The organism is bacterium (genome assembly GCA_037143175.1).
GTDB lineage: Bacteria > Verrucomicrobiota > Kiritimatiellia > CAIKKV01 > CAITUY01 > JAABPW01.
The window spans coordinates 1-8,082 of the sequence record JBAWZF010000082.1 but is presented as its reverse complement, the minus strand read 5'-3'; the positions used below and the strand labels follow the sequence as shown (position 1 = coordinate 8,082).

General features: G+C 53.4%; 11 protein-coding genes. 7 read left to right on the top strand and 4 right to left on the bottom strand.

The annotated features are described in order from the left end of the window. Positions 1-129 precede the first annotated feature (129 nt). The 5 genes from WCI03_14700 to WCI03_14680 all read left to right on the top strand — a co-directional run bounded on the left by WCI03_14700 (position 130) and on the right by WCI03_14680 (position 3,689). Positions 130-606 (top strand): hypothetical protein, encoded by a 477-nt coding sequence (locus WCI03_14700; GenBank protein ID MEI8141102.1) that lies wholly within the window; start codon positions 130-132, stop codon positions 604-606. Between the two features lie 676 nt (positions 607-1,282). Beyond that, positions 1,283-1,723: a PIN domain-containing protein gene (locus WCI03_14695; GenBank protein ID MEI8141101.1), complete on the top strand. Its 441-nt coding sequence runs from the start codon at positions 1,283-1,285 to the stop codon at positions 1,721-1,723. Next, entirely contained in the window at positions 1,713-1,958 is a 246-nt protein-coding gene (locus tag WCI03_14690; GenBank protein ID MEI8141100.1) for a hypothetical protein, read from the top strand. The genes WCI03_14695 and WCI03_14690 overlap by 11 nt, the downstream gene beginning before the upstream one ends. Positions 1,959-2,098: 140 nt before the next feature. Beyond that, positions 2,099-3,121 (top strand): transposase, encoded by a 1,023-nt coding sequence (locus WCI03_14685; GenBank protein MEI8141099.1) that lies wholly within the window; start codon positions 2,099-2,101, stop codon positions 3,119-3,121. Between the two features lie 91 nt (positions 3,122-3,212). Then, positions 3,213-3,689: a hypothetical protein gene (locus WCI03_14680; protein MEI8141098.1), complete on the top strand. Its 477-nt coding sequence runs from the start codon at positions 3,213-3,215 to the stop codon at positions 3,687-3,689. A gap of 390 nt (positions 3,690-4,079) precedes the next feature. Here WCI03_14680 and WCI03_14675 read toward each other — a convergent pair whose 3' ends face one another. From WCI03_14675 to WCI03_14660, 4 genes are all read right to left on the bottom strand, one after another. Then, on the bottom strand, positions 4,080-4,412 hold the full coding sequence (locus tag WCI03_14675; GenBank protein ID MEI8141097.1) for a PIN domain-containing protein: 333 nt from the start codon (positions 4,410-4,412) through the stop codon (positions 4,080-4,082). Between the two features lie 70 nt (positions 4,413-4,482). Further along, positions 4,483-4,941, bottom strand: coding sequence for a hypothetical protein (locus WCI03_14670; GenBank protein MEI8141096.1), 459 nt, complete (start codon positions 4,939-4,941; stop codon positions 4,483-4,485). Next, on the bottom strand, positions 4,931-5,122 hold the full coding sequence (locus WCI03_14665) for a DUF5678 domain-containing protein (GenBank protein MEI8141095.1): 192 nt from the start codon (positions 5,120-5,122) through the stop codon (positions 4,931-4,933). The genes WCI03_14670 and WCI03_14665 overlap by 11 nt, the downstream gene beginning before the upstream one ends. A 270-nt stretch (positions 5,123-5,392) precedes the next feature. Beyond that, positions 5,393-6,397 (bottom strand): LacI family DNA-binding transcriptional regulator, encoded by a 1,005-nt coding sequence (locus tag WCI03_14660; GenBank protein ID MEI8141094.1) that lies wholly within the window; start codon positions 6,395-6,397, stop codon positions 5,393-5,395. Between the two features lie 84 nt (positions 6,398-6,481). On the opposite strand from WCI03_14660, the gene WCI03_14655 reads away from it, so the two are divergent. Both WCI03_14655 and WCI03_14650 read left to right on the top strand, forming a co-directional pair. Then, on the top strand, positions 6,482-7,234 hold the full coding sequence (locus WCI03_14655) for a hypothetical protein (GenBank protein ID MEI8141093.1): 753 nt from the start codon (positions 6,482-6,484) through the stop codon (positions 7,232-7,234). Next, entirely contained in the window at positions 7,231-7,584 is a 354-nt protein-coding gene (locus WCI03_14650; GenBank protein ID MEI8141092.1) for a hypothetical protein, read from the top strand. Before WCI03_14655 ends, WCI03_14650 begins: the two co-directional genes overlap by 4 nt. Positions 7,585-8,082: the final 498 nt, after the last annotated feature.

The following is an 8,082-nucleotide window of genomic DNA, read 5'->3' as shown; positions in this document are numbered from 1 at the left end:
TATTGGGCGGCCTGAGACAGAAAGCGAAACAGGGGTAAGATTTAGTGTTTAAGGGCTGACCCCGATTTCTCTGCGAATGGGGATAAGGTTGCGATTTGGGATGTGTTGCACCAGAACTACACCATATATATGAAGGACATTGATGGTCGATTCTACTCGACTAACCGCGATATTCATGACCCGGTGGATACGCGTGTTCATGCTGGGACAGCCTTATGGCTCATCCGGAAAAATCCTGACTCTGTGATTACCTTAAAAGGGCAGTTGACCGTACAGGACGCAATCACGAATTCGCTCGTGGGGGCGACCAATTATCCGGTCAACATGATCTGCTATCCCTATTCAGTCAACGTTTCCGTGCAGGACTTCATCAACGCCAGCCACGGGGCTCAGGTTAGTGATGATCCCGCGAAAGCCGACAAGCTGACCCTCTGGAATGCGCGCGGTCTGCCCGATGTCCAGTTGGGGCTGAAAGGTGATGGCAAGTGGCACGACCTCCTTGGCTGGGCTACCAATGCGCCATCAACACGGGTGATCGAAATGGGCGAAGGGGTTTGTTTTCAGGCAAGCCGACCGATAATGTGGGTTGTGCGCCGACCTTACTGAACGCCCTGGGACAGAGAAACAGTTTCCTCCACGACGGGCACAGTCTCCGGGATTGGTTCCGACTGCGGACTGTTTACTGCAAACTACCCACTGCCCTTCTGCTAACTTTGCATAGTAGAAGGGAGTGTTCCAGCATCTAAATTGCAGACATTTTTGTCCATATTGGCTCAATCTGACGACGAAGATTTGGAGTGCGGCGGCTTGACGCCGCTTTCACAAGGCCTGGCTTGACAGGCCGACAGCACGGCGCGTCAAGCCGCGCCGAAGAAAAGCGGCGTCAAGCCGCCGCACTCCAAAAATGTCTGAACGCCAGATTAGTCGAAAATTAAAAGGTCGACAGGGGCGTCGAACGCCACCTTGTTGGATGATATTCAGCGCGGAGCACAGGTGGCGGCCGGCGTCCCTGCCGGCTGATGCCCGTATAATAATCCCCGGCTCTCCCTTCTACCTCATCCTAACTCTAGCTTGCCGCGCCGTAGCTTTGCGAAGGCGGGCGAAGCGGGTGGTGACGATTTGATTTTCTGCGGAAAGGTCGCCGGGGACAGTATTCTTTCCATTGACGTAGGGCAGTACGGCGAGCATTATTTACGAAGAGTAAGCCTGCGTTTAGTTTTTAATAGCTTTGCCAATGGGAATTAGTTCCGACAACCTAATGTTTATTGTTTAGGCAGTATGGATGAAAATATATCTCGATAATTGTTGTTTCAATCGGCCCTTTGATGACCAGTGCCAAATCCGTGTTCGCCTAGAGTCTGAAGCTAAACTCGAGGTTCAGGCACGAATTTTACATAAAGAGTTAGATTTGGTTTGGTCATATATCCTTGATTTTGAGAATCAGGCTAATCCATTCGAGGAGCGCAGGGAGGCGATAGAGAAGTGGCGATTACGTGCGGTAATCGATATTGAGGAAACTCCCGGTATTTTGGCTAAGGCGAATGAGTTTATGTTGCAGGGGTTACGCCCCAAGGACGCCTTGCATTTGGCTTGTGCAACTGAGGCGGCATGTGATGTGTTGCTGACGACTGATGATGCAATGCTTCATTTTGGAAAAGGGCGGACGGCGGTACAGGTGATGAATCCGGTAGATTTTATTGTGGGGGAAAACCATGAGTACTGATACAGAGATACGGATTGAGGGATTTCGTGCTTTGAGTGGGGCGTTGGGCGATGTGAAGGCCGAACGGTTTATTACACTCATTCTTCGCGAACCTTTCGACTATACCCAATGGCAGGCCAAACTATGGAAGGGGCAGAACGTCGAGGATATCAGTAAGGCCGCTATGCGCCAGCGAACGGCTACCGTCGCGCGGGTTGCCGAGGGTAGTGTCAAATATGGGCTCCCGAAAACTTGACCCTGCTGCTCACACTCGGGTTAGGCTAAGGAGAAGATCGGGGTCAGCCCTTAAAAGGTAAATATAGAAAGATCGGGGTCAGCCCTTAAAAGGTAAATATAAGCTTGTTGAGAGAAGGGAGGCGGAGGTAAGGTGCAGGCATGGCAAGGAAATTAAGGGTGGAGTACGAGGGAGCAATCTATCACGTGGTGATACGCGGGGTGGAACGGAGAAGGTTGTTCGACGATGATGCGGATCGGGAGCGGTTTATAGGGCGGCTGGCGAAGTATGCAGATGAGATGGAAGTGCGGCTGTATTTATTTTGTGTGATGGTCAACCACGTGCACCTTTTGATAGAGACACCGGGCGGGAATCTGGGGAAATTTATGCATCGGCTCCAGACGGCGTATACGGTGTATTACAACATGCGGCATGGGCGAGCGGGTCATCTGTTCCAGGGGCGATATAAGGCGATCTTGGTGGAGGGAGATGAGTATTTGTTGAAGTTGAGCCGGTATATCCACCTGAATCCGGTCAAGGTGGGTAGTGTGAAGCGGTTGCCGATGCCGGAGCAGATCAAGGAATTACGAGGATATGAGTGGAGTAGTTTTCGAGGGTATATGGGGAAGGTGAAGCCTTTGGACGGATTGGATGAGAAGCCATTGCTGGCTATGATGGGAAGTGGGCAGGAAGCGCGGCGAGAATATGGCCGATATGTGGAGCGTGGCTTATTGGAGAAGGATGAGGAATTGGCGGTTCTGAAGAAGTCGGCATGGGGGATCGGGAGTGATGAGTTCACCGAACGAGTGCAGGGGCTATACGACGAGAAAGTGCGAGCCTGTAGCCGGAAGGAGGATGTGTCATTCCGGCGGGAACAGGGAGGGAGGTTGGAGGCGAAGATCATCCTGGGCGTGGTTGGGGAGTCCTTAAATTTGGAAGAGGGCTGGGAGCAGGAGCGACGTCAGGATATGAGTCGTGCGGTGGGTGCGGCCATGTTGTGCAAGTACGGAGGAATAAGTCAGCGGAAGGCGGCTGGGGCCCTTGGGGTGACAACTGGAGCCGCGGTAAGTATTCAGTTAAAGAGGCTGGAGGAGGCCTTGAAGTTGGATAAAGAACTTTTTTGTTGCGTGGAGCATATTGAGGGAGTATTGGGCGGCCTGAGACAGAAAGCGAAACAGGGGTAAGATTTAGTGTTTAAGGGCTGACCCCGATTTCTCTGCGAATGGGGATAAGGTTGCGATTTGGGATGTGTTGCACCAGAACTACACCATATATATGAAGGACATTGATGGTCGATTCTACTCGACTAACCGCGATATTCATGACCCGGTGGATACGCGTGTTCATGCTGGGACAGCCTTATGGCTCATCCGGAAAAATCCTGACTCTGTGATTACCTTAAAAGGGCAGTTGACCGTACAGGACGCAATCACGAATTCGCTCGTGGGGGCGACCAATTATCCGGTCAACATGATCTGCTATCCCTATTCAGTCAACGTTTCCGTGCAGGACTTCATCAACGCCAGCCACGGGGCTCAGGTTAGTGATGATCCCGCGAAAGCCGACAAGCTGACCCTCTGGAATGCGCGCGGTCTGCCCGATGTCCAGTTGGGGCTGAAAGGTGATGGCAAGTGGCACGACCTCCTTGGCTGGGCTACCAATGCGCCATCAACACGGGTGATCGAAATGGGCGAAGGGGTTTGTTTTCAGGCAAGCCGACCGATAATGTGGGTTGTGCGCCGACCTTACTGAACGCCCTGGGACAGAGAAACAGTTTCCTCCACGACGGGCACAGTCTCCGGGATTGGTTCCGACTGCGGACTGTTTACTGCAAACTACCCACTGCCCTTCTGCTAACTTTGCATAGTAGAAGGGAGTGTTCCAGCATCTAAATTGCAGACATTTTTGTCCATATTGGCTCAATCTGACGACGAAGATTTGGAGTGCGGCGGCTTGACGCCGCTTTCACAAGGCCTGGCTTGACAGGCCGACAGCACGGCGCGTCAAGCCGCGCCTAAGAAAAGCGGCGTCGAGCCGCCGCACTCCAAAAATGTCTAAACGCCACCTTGTTGGATGATATTCAGCGCGGAGCACAGAAGGCAGCCGGCGTCCCTGCCGGCTGATGCGAGTAGGCCGTCGCGTTTACCAGTGAAACAAAGCGGTATCAAGGCGCTTGAAATGCCTGGTGTTAAAGGTGGCGATTTGATCCACGCCCATGGACTGGGCGGAGGCGGCAATATAGGCATCGGCAAATTCCACACCCGATTCGCGCGCCAAGCTGATCGCCGAAAGCACGGTGGCCTCGTCGGATAGAGATAGATTGGGAAAAGCCGCTATGGCATCCAGGATGTCATGAATTTGGCTGGGTGAAAGTTCATAGGCACTTCGCAATGTCCACGCCACTTCAAATAAGACTGGCGGTCCACTGACCCGTTGAATCTTTTGCGAATAGGGTAGGGTGATACCCAGGCCCAATACCTTTCGTGACTTCCGCGTGTTTCGTAGTGGTCTTAACGGATGTGTCCGGGACAGTCCCTGATGGGGCTTACCAGTCCAAAACGACGTCTTGGGTTTGATAATCAATCGCCCATTTGAAATGTGTTAAAAAATCAGAAGCTCCAAGAATTACGGGCGGGTTTGAGTCCGAACAATCAATGAGTGATCCGCGAAAAATTCGCACGGTTGCGCCACCCGTGGCTGAGAGCAATTCGACATCAAATGTATGCCGGTAGACGGTCATGTCTTTGGCCTCGATGCCTTTTGTGATGCGATCCTTGACACCTTGTCCCTTTAGGTCATGCCCCAATAACGTTACGAGGCTGGCTGGCAATAGCGAGGCGTCAGCTCCTGTGTCCACTAAGCCATAGACAGAAACAGTCTGTCCTGTTGAAGGATTTGAGAATCGAACCGGGAGATAGATTCGCCAGGGAGGTGTTTTCCGTCCCTTTTGGTACTCGATACGATAAAAAGGATACGCGCGGGATGCCATAACTTCAGTAGACATACCGGCCATCGGGATGCGGAACGAACATGATTACAGGCTCTACAGAGCCTGCTTTTACTGCGCGCTGTAGCACGGACTTCAAATGGCGCCCATGTGCGACTACTCGCCTGTCTCGAACGGACTGAGTCGCAATGATGCCACTGGAACATCCCTTAGGTAGTTTGATGGTGACCGTAGACATGGTGTAAGAATGCCACCGGTAGGGGTATGAGTCAAGCGGATCCCCAGGGCAAACGCATCAAAATTCTTGGATTTATGAGCATATTGGCTCAATCCAGCGATTGAGATTTGGAGTGCGGCGGCTTGACGCCGCTTTCACAAGGCCTGGCTTGACAGGCCGACAGCACGGCGCTTCAAGCCGCACCGAAGAAAAGCGGCGTCTATTGGGCGGCCTGAGACAGAAAGCGAAACAGGGGTAAGATTTAGTGTTTAAGGGCTGACCCCGATTTCTCTAAGGCTCTGTCGTTGGTTCCGTAACGATAGTCGGTTCCGGAATCGCGACCGGAGTTTCTTGTGCGGCAGGCACCAACACCGGGACGGGTTCCGGCTGGGGCGGCAGAGTCGGTTCTGTTACCGTCACCGGTGTAGGTGTCTCCACGATCACCGGCTCCGGCGTAATGACAGGCTCCGATACTAATGGCGCAGGCTCTGGCATCGGCTCCGGTGCAGGCTCAATAGTGACAGCCGGTTCCGGAGTGACTACCGGAGTTTCTTCCCCGACTGGCACCGTCTCCGGGATTGATCCCGACTGCGGACTGCTCACTGCAAACTGCCCACTCGTCTCCTCCGTGACAGCAGGTTCCGGAACCACAACAGGAGTTTCCAACACGACGGGTATCGTCTCCGGGGTTGGTTCTGGCTGCCCACTGCCGACTGCAAACTGCTCACTCATCTCCTCCGTGACAGCCGGTTCCTGAACCACAACCGGTGCTTCCTCCATAACTGGCACCGTCTCCGGGACTGGTTCCGACTGCACACTGCCCCCTGCAAACTGCTCACTCGTCTCTTCCACGACAGCCAGCTCCGTAACCACAACAGGAGTTTCCAACACGACGGGCACCGTCTCTGGAATTGGTTCTGGCTGCCCACTGCCAACTGCAAACTGCTCACTCGTCTCCTGCGTTTCTTGGATCGGCTCCGACTGCCCACTGCCAACTGCAAACTGCTCACTCGTCTCCTGCGTTTCTTGGATCGGCTCCGACTGCTCACTGCCAACTGCAAACTGCCCACTGCCCTCTGCTAACTTTGCATAGTAGAAGGGAGTGTTCCCCAAGGCGACATGGCGGGCTGATTCATTCGCCTGGTATCCCATCTGGCGGACGATCATGAGGATCCGGTTCTGGGTGGTAGGGCTGATTCGTGATGATTTCCCCCGCCCATTAAGGACGCGAGAGACGGTCGATTTTGCGACTCCAGCGGCTTTGGCAACGTCCAAAATTGTGACGGGTGACATCATGCGAAACCTGTATGGCATTATGTTTTATTGAAGTCAAGGCCGGGGGGCGGGGAGCAGTGAGCAGAGGACAGTAAGCAGAAGGCAGTGAGCACCGTGGCGGTGGATTTGACGGATCCCCGTAAAGAGGGCAAGGCGGCGGATGCCCATATATCCCTTCTCCCTCTCATCCCTACTCTAGCTTGCCGCGCCGTAGCTTTGCGAAGGCGGGCGAAGCGGGTGGTTAATCTTTTTTGGGGTGGAATTGTTACGCTTGTTTGCAATCGAAGGGTGAGTATAGTAGTTCCTATGAACAAGGAGGCCTTGCTAGGTTATCTGGAGCGGTTGGACCAAGCGTTGAAGCGGGAGGCGACCCTGCACATCTACGGGAGCGCAGCATTTATGCTCTTGGATGAACCTGAGCGGACAAGTCTGGACGTTGATGTGGCGGCCCCCTATTCGACAGCGGATGTTGGTGATCTAAGGCAGGCCGCTGCGGCGGCGGGGCTGCCGTTAAATCCTCCCGACGACTATCCCTCTGATCACTTGGAATGGATCTCTGCCGTTAGACTTTGTCTCGCGAAGCCAAATCCCGAAACGGATTTGTTGCTCTGGAAGGGTGAGCGGCTTTCAGTTAAGACGGGCTCCATTACTCAGCTTATTGCCAGCAAGTTGATCCGCTATGATGAAATCGACCGGAGTGACATCCAGTACCTGTGCCGCCAGTCCTCTGTTGATTTTATCGCGGTGGCGGAGGCGGTGACCGGACTTCCGGCGCCTTTTAATTGTGATGCCTTGGTGCTGGAGAATCTCGAGAATCTTAAGGTGGATATGACGCTTTGGAAGGGTGATAGCCGATGACCTCCCGCGAACGCTTGCAGTACGCCTATGAACTGGCTTTTTATCCGCCCCGGTTGAATGAGGTGTGGCATCAAATTTCAAAACAGCCTGAGCAAACCAGGAGCGAACTCGGTGAGTTACTGGATCAAGCTTGGCTATTGCATCAGGGGTTGCCGGAGCGCGGCTATGCCTCCCAGCGGGCTTTGAACAGGTTGGCGCTTTATCAAGCGAAAGCCCGTGCGTTCGGCATGGTGACTTTTCTGGGAAGTATTCGGCGATATTTAGGTCGTGCCCCGATTGATATTCATGTCGTCCCTGGAAATATGGTGCGGGACATAGGCCTGCCCCCATTATGCCATAGGCGTCCATAAATCCTGAGCCTGCTATTAGCCGGGGATCACTCAGGTAAATTTGTAGTCGCTAGGGACAGTTCCTATTGCTCCGGTGCCTGTCAAAGGCAACTGAGGCGCCACCGGTTTTGGGGTGCCTGATTTGACGCACGTCCGCTATGGCGGGTTAGGCTAAGGAGAAGAGGTTCTAACATGGATTTACAGGATAGACAGGATGGGAAAAGTTATCCTGTGCATCCTGTATATCCATGTTAGAAATTTGGATTTTGGTTCCGGCCATGTCGGGTTAGGTCAATAGGGAACGGACTCCCGTAATCCTCACCTAATCTAAAATTCGGGGGCAGTCCCGGTTCTGGCCTGAGCTGGGCGAATGCATTCGCCGAGGACGTCGAATGCCACCTTGTTGGATGATAGTCAGCGCGGAGCGCAGGTGGCAACCGGCGTCCTTATCGGCTGATGCCCATATAATCCTATAGAGAGCAGTTCAACTGCTCCGCAGTCGAACTGTTCTTTAATAAC